We start from the raw sequence: 15,786 nt of genomic DNA, 5'->3' as shown, positions 1-15,786 counted from the left end.
TCGAGCAGCATCAACTGGCCCGTCAATTGTTCAAGACCATCAATCGCTGGCTGGCCGAAGCAGGCGTCATGATGACCCAAGGCACTTTGGTGGATGCCACCATCATTGAGGCACCCAGCTCGACCAAGAACAAAGAGCAGCAACGCGATCCGGAGATGCATCAGACCAAGAAAGGCAATCAGTGGCACTTTGGCATGAAGGCCCACATTGGTGTCGATGCCAAGAGTGGCCTGACCCACAGCCTGGTCACCACCGCGGCCAACGAGCATGACCTCAATCAGCTGGGTAATCTGCTTCATGGAGAGGAGCAATTTGTCTCAGCCGATGCCGGCTACCAGGGAGCGCCACAGCGCGAGGAGCTGGCCGAGGTGGATGTGGACTGGCTGATCGCCGAGCGTCCCGGCAAGGTAAAAACCTTGAAGCAGCATCCGCGCAAGAACAAAACGGCCATCAACATCGAATACATGAAAGCCAGCATCCGTGCCAGGGTGGAGCACCCGTTTCGCATCATCAAGCGGCAGTTCGGCTTCGTGAAAGCCAGATACAAGGGGCTGCTGAAAAACGATAACCAACTGGCGATGTTATTCACCCTGGCCAACCTGTTTCGGGTGGACCAAATGATACGTCAGTGGGAGAGATCTCAGTAAAAACCGGAAATAACGCCAGAAATGGTGGAAAAAATAGCCTAAATAGGCTGATTCGATGTGTTTGCGGGAAAAAAATCGGCCCAGATCCGCGAAATTTTAATCAGCGAGTCAGCTTGGGAAGAAATGACCTGCTTATTCGCACCTTCCCTAAGTCAAATATTGGCCGAAAAAACCAAAGAAATTAACGAGGCGGGCAATGAAATTTGGCTTAACTTAATTACGCGCGAAAAAAATAACCCAATTTTTTATAGCCTGGGGGAAGATTAACGTGAAAGAAATTAACAATAACAACGTTTATTTGACTTTGGATGATAAAAAAAGTGATGAATTTATCTTAAAGCAAAATCTCGACGCGCTGCGAAACACAAAAAATGACGAGATGACGCGTATTACGCAAGACCTGGTATCGATCCCGGCGACGCTGGTGCGGCTGAAATGGCAGAATCGCCGTGAAATTTATCCGCTACAGGTGAAAGAAGAAATTTACGGTGCCGTGATGAACGCCATCATGGAACAGCGGCCAGAGCTGAAAGAGAAGCTCCTGGGTCGCCTCGAGGCCAATTACCAGTATCTGCTTGCCAGAGAAATCGCCACCCTGCGTCTGACCCGCAAACTGTCAGACGGTGAGTACCGCACGTCTAACGTCACCTGCGTTGCGCTTGATGAAGATGCGCTGGCAACCCCCTCTACCGCACCGACGGATACCAAAAACGCATAAACCGCCAGGCATAAAAAAAGCCGGCTTTCGCCAGCTTCTTTATCACTTCATCACTTCGAGGTCGCTTTCTCTTCGCCGACCAGCCCAATCTTCAGGTACCCCGCCTGATGCAGCGTGTCCATCACCTTCATCATGGTCTCATAATCAACGGTTTTATCCGCACGGAAGAAGACGGTGGTGTCTTTCTTGCCGCCGGTAAGCCGATCCAGCGCCGGAATGACCGAAGCGTCCGTTACCGGGTCATTGCCCAGGAACATCGATTTATCCGCTTTCACGGAAAGATAGATAGGCTTTTCCGGACGCGGCTGCGGCTGGCTCGATGAGGCAGGCAGATTCACCTTCACATCGACCGTCGCCAGCGGCGCGGCAACCATGAAGATAATCAGCAGAACCAGCATGACGTCGATAAACGGCGTCACGTTGATCTCATGCATTTCGCCGTTATCGTCCAGATTTTCGTTTAGACGCATCGCCATAGTATCAACCCACGCGCAGTTTGGACGCCGCGTGCACCGGCTTAACCGAGCTGGCGTTCAGGTCAAGATCGCGGCTCTGCAGCAGCAGAACCTGCGCGGCAACGTCACCGAGCGTCGCTTTGTAGCTGCCAATCATGCGCGCGAAAATGTTGTAGATAACCACCGCCGGAATCGCGGCAACCAGGCCGATTGCCGTCGCCAGCAGCGCTTCTGCGATACCCGGCGCCACGACCGCCAGGTTGGTGGTTTGGGTCTGCGCGATACCGATAAAGCTGTTCATGATGCCCCACACCGTACCGAAGAGACCAACAAACGGTGAGATCGCGCCGATGGTTGCCAGATAACCGTTGCCGCGTCCCATGTGCCGGCCAACGGCCGCGACGCGACGTTCCAGACGGAAACCGGTACGTTCTTTGATGCCTTCGTTATCTTCACTGCCCGCAGAGAGTTCCAGCTCGTTTTGCGCTTCATTCACCAGCAGGGTCGTCAGGCTTTTCGCGTGGAAGGATGAGGTCATGTCTGAAGCCTGATCCAGAGAGCGGGCCTCAGCCAGCTGCTGCTGCTCACGCTTGAGGCGACGCTTCTGCGAAAGCAGCTCGGCGCTTTTGCTGAAGAAGATAGCCCAGGTGACAACGGACGCCAGAATCAGGCCGATCATCACAATCTTAACCACGATGTCAGCATGCTGATACATGCCCCAAACGGAGAGATCCGCCTGCATCAAATTATTACCCACTCTGTATCTCCAGGACGCAAATCACAAAATCTGAGCGTAATAATATCAAAACGTCGTCGAATTGATAGTAGTTCTCATTAGTATTTGCATGGTGCCGTAATTTTCGCTCACTTTCCTTGCGCTTACGCAGTAAAAATTTCTTATGCGGTTTTTTGCTAATATTTTCTGCTTATTCGATAAGCCTGCGGGTGCAGTTTTTTGCAATCGTGGTAGTCTGGACGTCCAGACGTATAAAAACAGGGTTAGCGAACATGACTAAGAAGCATCTTGATACCACGCTGGTACAGGCAGGACGCAGCAAAAAATATACGCAGGGATCGGTTAACAGCGTGATTCAACGCGCCTCCTCGCTGGTGTTTGATACCGTTGAGGAGAAGAGAAACGCCACGCGCAACCGCGCGAAGGGCGGGCTTTTTTATGGCCGTCGCGGCACGCTAACCCATTTTTCTCTGCAGGAAGCAATGTGCGAGCTGGAAGGCGGCGCAGGCTGCGCGCTGTTCCCGTGCGGGGCGGCGGCGGTCGCCAACACCATTCTGGCGTTTGTGGAACAGGGCGACCATATCCTGATGACCAACACCGCCTATGAGCCCAGCCAGGACTTCTGCACCAAAATCCTCAGCAAGCTCGGCGTGACGACCGGCTGGTTCGACCCGCTGATTGGTGAAGGCATTGCCGAACTTATTCAGCCAAACACGCGCATTGTGTTCCTGGAATCGCCGGGGTCGCTCACCATGGAAGTGCACGACGTGCCGGCGATCGTGAAGGCCGTGCGCAGCAAAGCGCCGGAAGCCATCATCATGATCGACAACACCTGGGCGGCGGGCGTGCTTTTTAAGGCGCTGGAATTCGACATTGATATCTCGATTCAGGCGGCGACGAAATACCTGATAGGCCACTCTGACGGCATGATTGGCACGGCGGTTTCCAACGCGCGCTGCTGGGATCGGCTGCGTGAAAATGCCTATCTGATGGGCCAGATGGTGGATGCCGACACGGCCTACATGACCAGCCGCGGGCTCCGCACGCTGGGCGTTCGCCTGCGTCAGCACCATGAAAGCAGCCTGAAGGTGGCGGAGTGGCTGGCCCAGCATCCGCAGGTTGAGCGCGTGAATCACCCCGCGTTACCGGGCAGTAAAGGGCACGAATTCTGGCAGCGTGATTTTACGGGCAGCAGCGGGCTGTTCTCGTTCGTGCTGAAAAAACGGCTTAATAACGACGAGCTGGCGAGCTATCTGGATAATTTTACCCTCTTCAGCATGGCCTACTCCTGGGGTGGTTTTGAATCCCTGATCCTGCCCAACCAGCCGGAACAGGTTGCGGCTCTGCGCCCCGGCGGCGAGGTGGACTTTACCGGCACCCTGATTCGGCTGCATATCGGTTTAGAAAATGTTGACGATTTGATTGCCGATTTAGCAGCAGGGTTCGAGCGTATCGTGTAGAGTGCAGGCTGAAATGTACTCTCTGGACGCTTTTGTGAACACCGCAAGCAGAAAAGTCTGTATGAGTTGCGCCCGGGATCAAACCCAACAGGCGAATTAGGGAGTACAATAGGGTCATATCTGCTGTTCCACAGGAAAGTCCATGGCTGTTATTCAAGATATTATCGCGGCGCTCTGGCATCACGACTTTGCCGCGCTGGCGGATCCTCACGTCGTCGGTATCGTTTATCTCGTGATGTTCGCAACGCTGTTTCTGGAAAATGGATTACTGCCAGCCTCTTTTTTACCCGGTGACAGCCTGCTTTTGCTTGCCGGGGCGTTAATCGGGAAAGGCGTCATGGACTTCACGCCCACGATGGTTATCCTCACCTCTGCCGCCAGCCTGGGCTGCTGGCTGAGCTATCTGCAGGGCCGCTGGCTGGGGAATACTCGCGTCGTAAAGGGCTGGCTGGCGCAGTTACCGCATAAATATCATCAGCGTGCGACCTGTATGTTCGACCGGCACGGCCTGCTGGCACTGCTGGCGGGGCGTTTCCTCGCGTTCGTTCGCACCCTTCTGCCGACGATGGCGGGCATTTCCGGCCTGTCGAACCGCCGCTTCCAGTTCTTCAACTGGCTGAGCGCCCTGCTGTGGGTTGGCGTGGTGACAACGCTCGGCTACGCGCTGAATATGATCCCCTTTGTGAAACACCACGAAGATCAGGTGATGACCTTCCTGATGGTGCTGCCGATGTTCCTGCTGGTGGCAGGCCTGGTGGGAACCATCGCGGTGGTGATTAAGAAGAAGTACTGCAGCGCGTGATTAAAAATTGCCGGGTGGCGGCTACGCCTTACCCGGCCTACGTTCCCCGTCAGACTCCCTGCATCGTTCTGATACGTGACGCATCTTCTCCCGGCGTGACGCCGAAATAGCGCTTAAACTCCCTACTGAACTGCGAGGCACTTTCGTAGCCCACCCGCATCGCCGCCGCGCTGGCCTTCATGCCGTCGTGGATCATCAGCATCCGCGCCTTGTGCAGCCGGTAGGTTTTGAGGTACTGCAGCGGCGAGGTGCTGGTCACCGACTTAAAATTGTGGTGAAACGCCGAGACGCTCATGTTCGCCTCCGCCGCCAGCTGGTCAACGCTGAGGTTTTCCGTGTACTGGCTTTCGATACGCTTAAGCACGCGGCTTATCAGGCTGAAGTGGGTCTGACGGCTCACCAGGGCGAGCAGCGCCCCACCGCCCGGACCCAGCAGCACGTGGTAGAGAATTTCGCGGATAATCTGCTTGCCCAGAATGCGGGCGTCCAGCGGCCTCTCCATCACGTCCAGCAGACGCTCAATGGCGCAGAGGATCTCTTCCGACAGCGTCGCCGAGTTGATTCCGCTCGACGCCATCGACGGCTGGAAGAGCTCATCTTCGCCAATCTCCATCAGCAGCTCCTGCAGCTGGAGGATGTCCACATTTACGCGAATCCCCGCCAGCGGAACGGCCTCTGTCGCGAAAGTTTCACATTCAAAGGGTAAAGGTACTGTCAGGAGCAGATATTCATTGGTGTCGTAGCGAAACACGCGCTCGTTGATATAGCCAATTTTATGGCCCGAGAAGAGAAAAACGATGCCCGGCTGGTACATGACCGGCGTGCGCGTCCCGGGCTGCGTGCCGTAGAGCAGGCGAATGTCCGGCAGCAGATCGCCAGCACCATTTTCATTATCTATCAATCTCTTAATCTGCGCAGTGAGCTGCTGGCAGATAGCCTCACGGTTCATCTTGCGTTACTCCGGATACGATTTTTGACGTTGACAGTGTGCGTGCTTTTCCGCGCTTTCTCCAGCGCTCTGTAGAAATGGGCAAGACATCGGCAGGAATGTGCATTGAGAGCATAGCCCCGGAGCGCCACAATGTGCAGCATCAGGTCGCCATCAGTGCCGCCACGGTTTTTCACCCACTAAAGGGAACGAGCAATGAACAACTTTAATCTCCACACCCCAACCCGCATTCTGTTTGGTAAAGACGCTATCGCTGACCTGCGCGCGCAGATCCCTGCTGACGCCCGCGTGCTGATCACCTACGGTGGCGGCAGCGTGAAAAAAACCGGCGTGCTGGATCAGGTTTACCGCGCGCTGGACGGTCTGGACGTGCGCGAGTTCGGCGGCATTGAGCCAAACCCGTCCTACGAAACGCTGATGAACGCGGTGAAAATCGCCCGCGAAGACAGCATCACCTTCCTGCTGGCGGTCGGCGGCGGTTCCGTGCTGGACGGCACCAAATTCATCGCGGCGGCAGCGCACTACGCTGACGGCATCGATCCGTGGCACATTCTGGAAACCCGCGGCAGCGACATCAAAAGCGCTATCCCGATGGGCTCCGTGCTGACCCTGCCAGCGACCGGTTCTGAATCCAACAAGGGCGCGGTGATCTCCCGCAAAACCACCGGCGATAAGCAGGCCTTCATGAACGAACACGTTCAGCCGGTCTTCGCGGTCCTGGATCCGGTTTATACCTACACTCTCCCTGCGCGTCAGGTGGCGAACGGCGTGGTCGATGCCTTTGTTCATACCGTTGAGCAGTACGTAACCTACCCGGTAAATGCCAAAATTCAGGATCGCTTCGCGGAAGGCATTCTGCTGACGCTGATCGAAGAAGGTCCGAAAGCGCTGAAAGAGCCTGAAAATTATGACGTTCGCGCCAACGTCATGTGGGCCGCGACGCAGGCGCTGAACGGCCTGATCGGTGCTGGCGTGCCGCAGGACTGGGCGACCCACATGCTGGGCCACGAGCTGACGGCGATGCACGGTCTGGATCACGCCCAGACGCTGGCGGTCGTTCTGCCTGCGCTGTGGAACGAAAAACGGGATACCAAACGCGCCAAGCTGCTGCAGTACGCCGAGCGCGTGTGGAATATCACCGAGGGTTCTGACGACGCGCGTATTGACGCGGCTATCGAAGCGACGCGCAGCTTCTTTGAAAGCCTGGGCGTGCCAACGCGTCTGTCTGGCTACGGTCTGGACGGCAGCTCCATCCCTGCTCTGCTGGCGAAACTTGAAGAGCACGGCATGACCCAGCTGGGCGAACACGGCGACATTACGCTGGACGTTAGCCGTCGTATTTACGAGGCGGCACGCTAAGCCTTTTTGCCCCTTGCCTTTCGTTTTTTGACATTTCGTCCAGACTTAATGCACACCCCATCGCCGGAGTTCCCCTCCGGCGATGCGCACCTGAAGGAGGAAAAATGGCAAACCAAACCGTAATCAAGCTGCAGGACGGCAACGTGATGCCCCAGCTGGGGCTAGGTGTATGGAAAGCCGGTAACGACGAGGTCGTCTCCGCCATTCATAAAGCCCTGGAAGTCGGCTACCGGTCAATTGATACCGCTGCCGCCTACAAAAACGAGGACGGCGTGGGTAAGGCACTGACCAGCGCCGGTGTCCCTCGCGATGAGCTATTCATCACCACGAAGCTGTGGAATGACGATCAAAAGCGCCCCCGCGAAGCCCTGCAGGAGAGCCTGGAAAAACTCCAGCTCGACTTCGTCGACCTGTATCTGATGCACTGGCCGGTTCCGGCTATCGACTATTATGTGGATGCCTGGAAAGGGATGATTGCGCTGCAAAAAGAGGGGCTGGTGAAAAGCATCGGCGTCTGTAACTTCCAGGTGCATCACCTGCAGCGGCTGATTGACGAGACCGGCGTCGCGCCCGTCATTAACCAGATCGAGCTGCACCCGCTGATGCAGCAGCGTCAGCTTCACGCCTGGAACGCCACGCATAAGATTCAGACCGAATCCTGGAGCCCGCTGGCTCAGGGTGGTGAAGGGGTATTCGATCAGAAAATTATCCGCGAGCTGGCGGATAAATACGGTAAAACCCCGGCGCAGATCGTCATTCGCTGGCATCTGGACAACGGCCTGGTCGTCATTCCGAAATCGGTCACGCCATCGCGTATCGCCGAGAACTTCGACGTCTGGGATTTCCGGCTGGACAAAGATGAGCTGGGTGAGATTGCGAAGCTGGACAAGGGCAAGCGGCTTGGGCCGGACCCGGACCAGTTTGGCGGGTAAGCGCGTAAAAAAGCCGGGTGGCGGCTTCGCCTTACCCGGCCTACGCGTCTGGATAAAAACCCCCGGCTTGCCGGGGGTTTTTATTTACGCTTTGCGCTTCACGGGCTTCTTCACGCTTGAATTACCGTTCGAACGCTGGTGCACTATCGGCGTGTGCTTGGTCAGCGCCGGGCGCGTATTGCGGTTCTGGCGGCGCGCTTCGCGCATCTCTTCCAGCGTCGGGGCCGGCACCAGGCAGTCGCGGCGCGAGCCGATCAGGTGTTTTTTACCCATCTCTTCCAGCGCCTGGCGGATCAGCGGCCAGTTTTTCGGATCGTGATAGCGCAGCAGCGCCTTGTGCAGACGACGCTGTTTGTCCCCTTTCGGCACCACCACCTCTTCACTCTTGTAGCCAATCTTACTCAGCGGGTTCTTGCCGGTGTAATACATGGTCGTCGAGTTGGCGAGCGGTGACGGATAGAAGTTCTGCACCTGATCCAGACGGAAGCGACGCTGCTTCAGCCACAGCGCCAGGTTCACCATGTCCTCATCGCGCGTGCCCGGGTGAGCGGAGATGAAGTACGGGATCAGATATTGCTCTTTGCCCGCCTGCTTCGAGTAGGTGTCGAACAGCTCTTTGAAGCGGTCATAGCTCCCCATACCCGGCTTCATCATTTTCGACAGCGGGCCTTCCTCGGTGTGCTCCGGCGCAATCTTCAGATAGCCGCCAACGTGGTGGGTCGCCAGCTCTTTGATGTAGCGCGGATCTTCCACCGCGATGTCGTAACGTACCCCGGATGCGATGAGGATCTTCTTGATGCCCTTCAGATCGCGCGCGCGGCGGTAGAGGTTGATCGTCGGCTCGTGGTTGGTGTCCATGTGCTCGCAAATGCTCGGATAGACGCAGGAGAGACGGCGGCAGGTTTGCTCCGCGCGCGGTGACTTGCAGCGCAGCATGTACATGTTCGCGGTTGGGCCGCCAAGATCGGAGATCACGCCGGTAAAGCCCGGTACCGAGTCGCGAATCGCTTCGATCTCGTTGATGATCGAATCTTCAGAGCGGCTCTGGATGATACGGCCCTCGTGCTCGGTAATAGAGCAGAGCGAGCACCCTATAATTCTGATCATTTAGAAATTTTTTTGCGTTTAAAATCAATGAATTGAAAGATTTCATTTTTCTAAGTCTGATAAAACAGATGAAAACCCAACTGACTATACTCATAAAACTCAATCTTTGCGCTGCTGTACGATACCAGTAATTACAGGCGCCGAGTTTAACATCATGAAAAGTAGCCCAATAATGAATGACGCAACGCCAGCTGCGGTGCCTAACTTCTGACTGAACACCATTGAAACAAAGTACATATTTGGGATAAAAACGGACATAGCAATCACGAAAAGTAACTTATTCAGATAATTATTTATTCGGGTCTTAACCTCAACTCTATCATAAAAAGCCATCGAAACGTAAGCAGTTATCAGTGAATAAAAAGACCATGTCATATAGTTAACCGATTCATTAAATGCCTCTCGCAAAAGCAAAGCACTTTCTGTCATTCCCTACCTCATTAAATCAATAGAAAATAAATCTGAATAATTTATTTTTAAAAGAAAAGAACACAACATAACTTCAGTAGTTATGATTAATCCCTGAATGATTATTTCTTAGCAAGATATAACATGCTTAATGTATATCAGGCAATAAAAAAACTCCCAAAGACCACCGCTGTGGTCTTCAGGTATAGGATTTAAAGAACGAACTCAGTCCGGAAACGTATCACTATCTTCTGTAACGTCCGCTTTCTCTGGTAACATTCTGTTTTTAATATACTGTGAATTCCTGCAGATGAGAGGAAAAATCTCCGAGTTATTCATTATACAACTCGTTGCCGTACGGGCGTCCTCCGGAGACCATGATGAAAATGAAAACGTCTGACGGTCAAGCCATTGAGACAATAATACATTATCAACAGAAGCGCTAAACAGCGCCGCAATAGCCCTGCGTTCAACGGCCTTCTCAGGTTCAATAAACGACAACTCATTATGAAAACGGGTAATAATCGCAATACGGCTGTCAATACGAATATGTCTTTCAAGTAAGACATCGTGCAACTCATCAAGTACAGTCTCTCTCTGGGTATCGTCGAGGCAAGACCACAGGAAATGAATGTTCTCGGCATTTGTGACAACGTCTGGCTCTGCATCACGGAACCATGATGCAAAGATACCCACACTACCTTCCATCCGGATATGCTGCCCCTGAAGTTGCATTTGTTCAAGGATAAAGCGCATGTTCACAGGAAGAACCGTAAAACACTCAATAAGCCTTTCAGAAGAACTAAATACTCCACATGCCAGGGCGTTCAGCTTTTTCTTCAAAATATCAAACTGCTCACCTGACTGATATACGTCATGGAGAAATACTGGACCCATAGCATTCACATCAGACTCAATTATTTTCTCTGACAGTGCTTTTTGACGCTCTCGCACAAATATTAAAAGAGAGGTTGCATTTGTAGCTTCTTTGATGACGTCATACTGACCTTTAACAAAGCTCAGGACAGGTATATTCACCAGAAGACCTAAATCAACAATCCTGCCAACAGCATTTTTGATGTACGGCAGAACATTTTTATCCTTAAGTGCTATAAAGATACTCTCGGCAGTACGTAGATAACGAAGATATGCAGCCAAAGCCAGGTCAAACCGTTCCTCACCAATATGTTCACTGTACGACTCGATACCGGCATAGTTACCATGGAGCACCATGTGAGCAACAGCCTGTGCAGCAAATTCCGCAGGGAAGAGATTCCTCGTCGCCGTATTATTAAGATAATATTGATTTAAAACATTATTATTCCAGTCCGGGCTCAGAACAATTTTTCTGAAATGGATAACGTCCTCAACAACCTGACGATTTTTAAGCGTCATTATTGCAGAGCTAACCTGAGCCCCACCTGTACCATCATTCTTTCCAATTACGTTCTGTACCGCCTTCGATGCAATATTGATATGCCGGATAATTCCCGGATTAAAAAGGTCTATCTGAGGTTGCTCAGCTCCATAGCGTAACATCTCCTCCCGACCGTGATTTCCGATATCTAGTGTGCCAATTTTCAGGTTTGACAAGGTCTCTTCATTATTGACAAGGTATTCCACATAAAATACGCCATCTACAAAATTCTCCATTTTATTCAGTAGTGATTCACCGGCCAGAACAGAGTATGAATCAGCTTCCTGCAGCAACGTCTGCGTGGATTCAGCCTCCAATTTTTCTGAATCCTGAATTTCATCAAGTTTACTCACAATAAACGATATTTGCCTTTCGACGAAAGGCTCTAGGCTTATCCGCCCGTCAGCCATCAGTTTCTGCAGACTCAATACGAAACCTTCATCATTCTTTTCTCTGAGTGAAACAGCATAACTCTGATTCAGCATTTGCACTGCGACTTTGAGTTGCGGTTCGGCGAGAGCCTGACACTTCTCATCCATCCGGCTATAAGAAACCAGCCAGTCTCGCATCTGAATATGTGGTGCCACTCGCTGCCATGCTTCAGCGAAACCCCACAAGGCCGTCAGTTCTTCAAGCCGTGGGATATTTATAGCACCAATCGCGTCTTTAAGAGGCGTATCAAGCAACTCGCTCCTGGCAAGCTCCACCGTGGACTGATAGTGGATGCTCATCAGAAATTCGCTCCATCTTTCTGTATCGTTATTAAAAATTCGGGATATTTGTTGATAAGTTAGCGAGAGCATCTCGTCAAAATCATCCGGAGCAATACCGGGTTCGGTCTGACTAGCTTTGGGATCGCGAAGTAATACTTTAATATCTCGCTCCCCGTATCTGACCACCAGTAAGTAGAGAGCAATAAGAATATGGCGATGATCTTCTGTTGCAGGAACGGTAAGGTTCAGAATATGAATATCATTAACAAACTTCTTCATTAATCGCGGTGTGATACGAGGATACTCAGAGGGTTTCCAGCGCTCAAGCAACACCGTTGCTTCCCGGCACGCTATCCCTGCATCCTCATTTACTGTTTCTTTCCAGTACTGCCTTAACGCTTCCTGCCATCCTGCCGAAATAAGAGGAGGAACCTGAAAACTTACAGGAATCCGCTTTGCAATAAACTCACGCCCGCTGAAACCCGCCACAGAAAGTGAGGCTGAAACCTGTCTTGCCGAATAGGGCACCACTATCCTGAAGTGTTCATGAGTGGCTCCGGCAATAAGCTCCATATCACTCCAGAGCTCTTTCACTTTGTCTGCACTGATTCGGTCCAGATTATCAATGATAAGGATGAAGCGATCTCCATGGGAAATGACCTCTTTGGAGGTAAATCCCTGCAGAGCTTCAGCCAGCTCAATAGCTCCGACCTCCTTATTAACTAGCCAAGTCTCTTCAATCCTGTCAGTACTGTTGCGTTTGAACAAATCACCAATACTCGAATACCCTTTCTTTCTGTACCATTCCATGTTCTGCAGGCATGCCAGTCCTGCGACCATAATGGCAGGAGAAAGAAACGCGGCCACCTCAACATAAAAAAGCCACCCTAATAATGACTCCTTGTGATCCTACCCACGTAATGTGGACACGGCCCTAAGCGAGGTTCTGGTTTTCAAATTGTTCGGGACTGAGTCCGCCACAGGCACTGTGTCGGCGCCACCGATTGTAATCACACTCGATATAATTAAACACCGTCATCCGCATGATTTCCCGGCTGATAAGGCGTTCCCCGTGGATACATTCCACCTTCAGCGAGTGGAAGAAGCTTTCCGCGCAGGCATTGTCGTAACAACATCCTTTGGCACTCATGCTACCGTGCAGATTATGCCGCTTCAGTAACGCCAGATAGTCTGCCGAACAGTACTGCCCGCCTCTGTCCGTATGCACGATGACATTTTCCGGGCGCTTACGTCGCCAGAGTGCCATCTGTAGCGCATCGCAGGCCAGCTGCGCTGTCATCCGCGACGACATCGACCAGCCGATGACAGCACGGGACCACAGGTCAATGACCACCGCCAGGTACAACCAGCCTTCGTCCGTGCGCAAGTACGTGATGTCACCCGCCCACTTCTGATTCGGGCCACTCGCGTAAAAATCCTGTTTCAGCAGATTTTCAGACACCGGCAGGCCATGTTCGCGGTATCGGACCGGGCTGAACTTCCGGGCCGCTTTTGCGCGAAGCCCCTGACGCCGCAGGCTGGCGGCAATGGTTTTGACGTTGTACTCAGGCAGTTCGTCAGCGAGACGAGGCGCACCATAACGCTGTTTTGCCTCAGTGAATGCCTGACGGACAGCAGTATCACAGACGAGCCGGAACTGCTGACGTGGTGTTATCTGCTGACGACGCAGACGCCACGCATACCAGCCGCTACGGGCGACCCGCAGTACCCGGCATATGGCTTTGACGCTGAACTCAGCCCGATGTTTTTCAATAAAGACATACTTCATTTCAGGCGCTTCGCGAAGTATGTCGCGGCCTTTTGGAGAATGGCCAGCTCCTCTGCCTGTTCCGCCAGTTGGCGCTTAAGACGGGCAATTTCAACGGACATTTCCTGCTCACGTTCGGAAGAGCTGCGGGCATTGTTAATCTTACTGCGCCATGCGTAGAGCTGGGATTCGTACAGGCTGAGTTCCCGGGCAGCGGCAGCAACACCGATACGTTCCGCAAGCTTCAGGGCTTCGTTGCGGAATTCAGGCGTGTACTGTTTGCGGGGCTTCTTACTGGTTGATGCTGGTTTTGTCATGAGTCACCTCTGGTTAAGAGTTTACTCACTTAGTCGTGTGTCCACTATTCGTGGGTAAGATCATTGTTAGTAAAATATTGATTAAGGTCTGTTAGCACATAACGAAGCATCTGCACGGAAAGCAATGACAGTAAAATAAAAACGACGGTCAACCAGCTTAGCCTGCTGCTGACCCTCTTGTCGTATTCAACGATGTTACCCAGAGCCAGATTTTTATACTTATCCAACACATCCCGGGAGCCCGGACATTGTAGGCTGACCCCGTGGTGGATGACATCGATAAGCGCTTTTTTAGTTGAGCCATGATGGTAACGTTCTGCATCAAAGTTAATGAACGTAAAATCATCTTTAAGCTTTTTCTGCAGGAACTTCAATATTGTTGACTTACCTGAACCCAGCTCACCTTCCAGACCAATAATATTGACATCAGGTGTCCTGATGATCTGAGCCACATTCTCTGCAACTTTTTCATGACTGCTGCCTCTAAACATATCCTGGTCAGCGGGTGATTCCGTCTGCAATCGTAGAGTCATTCAGCAATTTCCTTCGTTATAACGTAAGATTCTTTCACTATTAGACACAGTACAGAGCCCACAGCAACCAAATGACTGCAGCCGGGGCAGTTTAGTTTTAAGCATGCATAAGCCGATTTCGATGGAATCCCTTTCACACAATAATATTGAATTGAAGCAATGAAAACATTAATGTGTTTGTTGTGACTAGCTGCAGGGGCCTGGAAGAAATTCCAAAGCCTGACAAACCGGAACAGGGCTTGCTCTGCTCCGGTTTTATCCAGTTCATCTTGAAGCCCTTGTTTTTGTTACATATCCCTGCTCACTCTTTCAGCCATTGTTAAGCTTCTTGTGTGTAATCTGCGAATAATACGGATGCAAAATTGATGCAATGGATTATACATACCTACAGCGCACGTTACGCTGAGCTGAATCGAATTTCAGAGAACGTTCTTCGCTATTACCCTGCCCAGCCAGTTGAACACATTTTATCATCCGGCCCCGAGAGTGACATGTTCTCTGCCTGGTACAGCCTTCATCAGAGTCAAACTAGACGTTATTTACAGGCAAAAGAAGACAGCTACAGAGTTTAAGTCTGACATTATTCGTGGCTGTGTCTGCCTTCGGAGTTTTCAGCTTATCCCGATAACAGCGGTTTTGAAAAATTGACGTTTTTTACACCGGTACATTGCCCGAACGCAATCTCCCCCGTAGCGAAATACCGCCCCGCAGAAAATCGTCCATGCTCGGCATGCCCCTGGAACATCAGCATCTTTTCAATAAAGGTTTTACAGCCTATAGTCTGTATAACACAAAATACACCTTACCTGCTGTATTACAGGGCGGTACTCCCTACTCAGTCTGCGAGGCAGGTCACTTATGAATAATCAGTTCCCGATAAAAACGCTGAACCAGCTCAGACCTGTGCTAATCGGGTTTCGCAAAATCAAGGGCTTCACGCAAAAAGATGTGTCTGAGAGGCTTGGCGTAACGCAGCAAACCTATGCCCGCCTGGAAGCAAACCCTGCTAGCGCCAGTATTGATCGTCTGTACAAGGTATTCAGTATTCTGGGCGTAGAAATAACGCTGTCATCTATTTCCCCTTCACCCTTCATTTCCCACACAGAGATGAGGGGGGCATTTGACAGCACTCCCGCCAGACGGGAGAAATGGTGACTATTAGAAGTTTGCTAGTTTTGTCGAATGACGCCAACTACATGTCCGCATCCATCGAGTAGTGGCTTCAAGCCACGATTGTCACTGCCTCCGCTGCCTTTTTCCAGTAACTCTCTCCTTTTAATTCTAATATTTAGGGGTGTCAACGCAAAGCAGAAACGGCACCTTCTTTGCGAGACAGAAATGACCTGTGATTGCCTGGCCGATTTATGGCAGCTAAGTGCGAGAAGCGGATATAGCGAATTCGCCATTGTACGGGATTAGCAGGTTTACTGAAGCAACCTGCGATGGCGTTATGGCAATAGTCAGT

General features: G+C 51.9%; 15 protein-coding genes and 1 pseudogene. 8 read left to right on the top strand and 8 right to left on the bottom strand.

Going from position 1 to position 15,786, the window contains the following annotated elements; translation table 11 throughout:
* From ACJBF3_RS19145 to ACJBF3_RS19135, 3 genes are all read left to right on the top strand, one after another.
* Positions 1 to 647, top strand: a 647-nt coding sequence (locus ACJBF3_RS19145; RefSeq protein WP_031624378.1) for an IS5-like element ISKpn26 family transposase, incomplete at its 5' end; no start/stop codon positions are given.
* Entirely contained in the window at positions 629 to 832 is a 204-nt protein-coding gene (locus tag ACJBF3_RS19140; RefSeq protein ID WP_321221010.1) for a hypothetical protein, read from the top strand. The genes ACJBF3_RS19145 and ACJBF3_RS19140, both read left to right, overlap by 19 nt.
* Before the next feature lie 83 nt (positions 833 to 915).
* Positions 916 to 1,365 carry a hypothetical protein gene (locus ACJBF3_RS19135; RefSeq protein ID WP_045332100.1) on the top strand — a complete coding sequence of 150 codons (450 nt, stop codon included), beginning with the start codon at positions 916 to 918 and terminating at the stop codon, positions 1,363 to 1,365.
* A gap of 50 nt (positions 1,366 to 1,415) precedes the next feature.
* On the opposite strand, the gene exbD is transcribed toward ACJBF3_RS19135, so the two are convergent.
* Positions 1,416 to 1,841: a TonB system transport protein ExbD gene (exbD, locus tag ACJBF3_RS19130; protein WP_045332099.1), complete on the bottom strand. Its 426-nt coding sequence runs from the start codon at positions 1,839 to 1,841 to the stop codon at positions 1,416 to 1,418.
* Positions 1,842 to 1,845: 4 nt separating this feature from the next.
* Positions 1,846 to 2,577: a tol-pal system-associated acyl-CoA thioesterase gene (gene exbB, locus ACJBF3_RS19125; RefSeq protein ID WP_045332098.1), complete on the bottom strand. Its 732-nt coding sequence runs from the start codon at positions 2,575 to 2,577 to the stop codon at positions 1,846 to 1,848.
* 251 nt (positions 2,578 to 2,828) lie between these two features.
* Between exbB and metC the strand changes: the two genes are divergently transcribed.
* Positions 2,829 to 4,016 (top strand): cystathionine beta-lyase, encoded by a 1,188-nt coding sequence (gene metC, locus ACJBF3_RS19120; protein ID WP_045332097.1) that lies wholly within the window; start codon positions 2,829 to 2,831, stop codon positions 4,014 to 4,016.
* A 142-nt stretch (positions 4,017 to 4,158) separates the two neighbouring features.
* Positions 4,159 to 4,818, top strand: a complete 660-nt coding sequence (gene yghB / locus ACJBF3_RS19115) for a DedA family general envelope maintenance protein YghB (protein WP_039262934.1) — start codon at positions 4,159 to 4,161, stop codon at positions 4,816 to 4,818.
* A gap of 49 nt (positions 4,819 to 4,867) precedes the next feature.
* Here yghB and ACJBF3_RS19110 read toward each other — a convergent pair whose 3' ends face one another.
* Complete coding sequence (locus ACJBF3_RS19110; protein WP_045332072.1) at positions 4,868 to 5,767, bottom strand: AraC family transcriptional regulator; 900 nt, start codon at positions 5,765 to 5,767, stop codon at positions 4,868 to 4,870.
* 195 nt (positions 5,768 to 5,962) lie between these two features.
* Here ACJBF3_RS19110 and yqhD point away from each other — a divergent pair, with 195 nt between their 5' ends.
* Both yqhD and dkgA read left to right on the top strand, forming a co-directional pair.
* A complete protein-coding gene (yqhD, locus tag ACJBF3_RS19105) occupies positions 5,963 to 7,126 on the top strand; it encodes an alcohol dehydrogenase (RefSeq protein ID WP_045332070.1) in 1,164 nt (387 codons plus the stop codon).
* Positions 7,127 to 7,230: 104 nt separating this feature from the next.
* Positions 7,231 to 8,058: a 2,5-didehydrogluconate reductase DkgA gene (gene dkgA / locus ACJBF3_RS19100; protein ID WP_045332066.1), complete on the top strand. Its 828-nt coding sequence runs from the start codon at positions 7,231 to 7,233 to the stop codon at positions 8,056 to 8,058.
* 84 nt (positions 8,059 to 8,142) lie between these two features.
* Here the strand turns inward: dkgA and ACJBF3_RS19095 are convergent.
* The 5 genes and pseudogenes from ACJBF3_RS19095 to ACJBF3_RS19075 form a co-directional block, all read right to left on the bottom strand.
* A pseudogene (locus ACJBF3_RS19095) lies at positions 8,143 to 9,150 on the bottom strand (radical SAM protein); the annotation flags it as partial.
* A 114-nt stretch (positions 9,151 to 9,264) separates the two neighbouring features.
* Positions 9,265 to 9,594 (bottom strand): hypothetical protein, encoded by a 330-nt coding sequence (locus ACJBF3_RS19090; RefSeq protein WP_000140246.1) that lies wholly within the window; start codon positions 9,592 to 9,594, stop codon positions 9,265 to 9,267.
* Positions 9,595 to 9,798: 204 nt separating this feature from the next.
* Positions 9,799 to 12,513 carry a P-loop NTPase fold protein gene (locus tag ACJBF3_RS19085; RefSeq protein WP_157843391.1) on the bottom strand — a complete coding sequence of 905 codons (2,715 nt, stop codon included), beginning with the start codon at positions 12,511 to 12,513 and terminating at the stop codon, positions 9,799 to 9,801.
* Between the two features lie 124 nt (positions 12,514 to 12,637).
* Positions 12,638 to 13,788, bottom strand: a protein-coding gene (locus ACJBF3_RS19080) for an IS3 family transposase (RefSeq protein WP_087855188.1) whose coding sequence is annotated in 2 segments (ribosomal slippage) — positions 12,638 to 13,530 and positions 13,530 to 13,788 — 1,152 coding nt in all. Because the reading frame shifts where the segments join, the coding sequence is not laid out codon by codon here.
* A 44-nt stretch (positions 13,789 to 13,832) separates the two neighbouring features.
* A complete protein-coding gene (locus ACJBF3_RS19075; protein WP_023280967.1) occupies positions 13,833 to 14,321 on the bottom strand; it encodes a P-loop NTPase fold protein in 489 nt (162 codons plus the stop codon).
* An 858-nt stretch (positions 14,322 to 15,179) separates the two neighbouring features.
* Between ACJBF3_RS19075 and ACJBF3_RS19070 the strand changes: the two genes are divergently transcribed.
* Positions 15,180 to 15,476, top strand: coding sequence for a helix-turn-helix transcriptional regulator (locus tag ACJBF3_RS19070; protein WP_017384073.1), 297 nt, complete (start codon positions 15,180 to 15,182; stop codon positions 15,474 to 15,476).
* Positions 15,477 to 15,786: the final 310 nt, after the last annotated feature.

It is taken from the genome of Enterobacter sp. PP-008-ECC_S150, from assembly GCF_045257065.1.
In the GTDB taxonomy this organism is placed as follows: Bacteria; Pseudomonadota; Gammaproteobacteria; order Enterobacterales; family Enterobacteriaceae; genus Enterobacter; species Enterobacter chengduensis.
The sequence above is the reverse complement of the archived record's forward strand: the minus strand, read 5'-3'. Positions and strand labels throughout refer to the sequence as shown.

Bases quoted from the DNA above. Each gene is read 5' to 3' on its own strand.
- ACJBF3_RS19110 (WP_045332072.1), bottom strand. From the start codon at position 5,767: ATGAACCGTGAGGCTATCTGCCAGCAGCTCACTGCGCAGATTAAGAGA.
- dkgA (WP_045332066.1), top strand. From the start codon at position 7,231: ATGGCAAACCAAACCGTAATCAAGCTGCAGGACGGCAACGTGATGCCC.
- ACJBF3_RS19075 (WP_023280967.1), bottom strand. From the start codon at position 14,321: ATGACTCTACGATTGCAGACGGAATCACCCGCTGACCAGGATATGTTT.
- metC (WP_045332097.1), top strand. From the start codon at position 2,829: ATGACTAAGAAGCATCTTGATACCACGCTGGTACAGGCAGGACGCAGC.
- yqhD (WP_045332070.1), top strand. From the start codon at position 5,963: ATGAACAACTTTAATCTCCACACCCCAACCCGCATTCTGTTTGGTAAA.
- ACJBF3_RS19090 (WP_000140246.1), bottom strand. From the start codon at position 9,594: ATGACAGAAAGTGCTTTGCTTTTGCGAGAGGCATTTAATGAATCGGTT.
- ACJBF3_RS19070 (WP_017384073.1), top strand. From the start codon at position 15,180: ATGAATAATCAGTTCCCGATAAAAACGCTGAACCAGCTCAGACCTGTG.
- yghB (WP_039262934.1), top strand. From the start codon at position 4,159: ATGGCTGTTATTCAAGATATTATCGCGGCGCTCTGGCATCACGACTTT.
- exbD (WP_045332099.1), bottom strand. From the start codon at position 1,841: ATGGCGATGCGTCTAAACGAAAATCTGGACGATAACGGCGAAATGCAT.
- ACJBF3_RS19085 (WP_157843391.1), bottom strand. From the start codon at position 12,513: ATGGAATGGTACAGAAAGAAAGGGTATTCGAGTATTGGTGATTTGTTC.